Origin of the sequence: Streptomyces sp. WM4235, assembly GCF_001279725.1 — a bacterium.
Taxonomy (GTDB): Bacteria; Actinomycetota; Actinomycetes; order Streptomycetales; family Streptomycetaceae; genus Streptomyces.
In genome coordinates, this window is sequence record NZ_LGDE01000313.1 from 1 (window position 1) to 403 (window position 403).

The following is a 403-nucleotide window of genomic DNA, read 5'->3' on the forward strand; positions in this document are numbered from 1 at the left end:
GGCGGAGCTCGGGTGGTGGTTGTCGGTGGTGGAGGGGCCGGACCCGTTGTTGGGGTCGCGGGCCCTGGATCCCGCCCGAGACACCCAGGCCACCGTCGACCACCTCTCCGTCCATCTTTCCGCCCCGGTCACCGAGGCCCTGCTCGCCGCCCTCCCGGCGGCGTTCCGCGGCGGCGTCAACGACGGGCTGCTCGCCGCCCTCGCCCTCGCCGTGACCGCCTGGCGCCGGAACCGCGGCGACGAGGAGTCCTCGGTCCTCCTCCGCCTGGAAGGACACGGCCGGGAGGACGACGCGGTCGAGGGCGCGGACCTGTCGCGGACGGTCGGCTGGTTCACCACCGTGTTCCCGGTCCGGCTCGACGTCGGTGACGTCGACCTCGACGAGGTGTTCGAGGGGGGTCCG

At 74.4% G+C, this 403-nt stretch carries 1 protein-coding gene; it reads left to right on the forward strand.

The genetic code is table 11. From position 1 onward, the window contains the following. Nucleotides 1–403: condensation domain-containing protein (locus ADK55_RS20420; protein WP_159041496.1), on the forward strand; the 403-nt coding region annotated here is incomplete at both ends.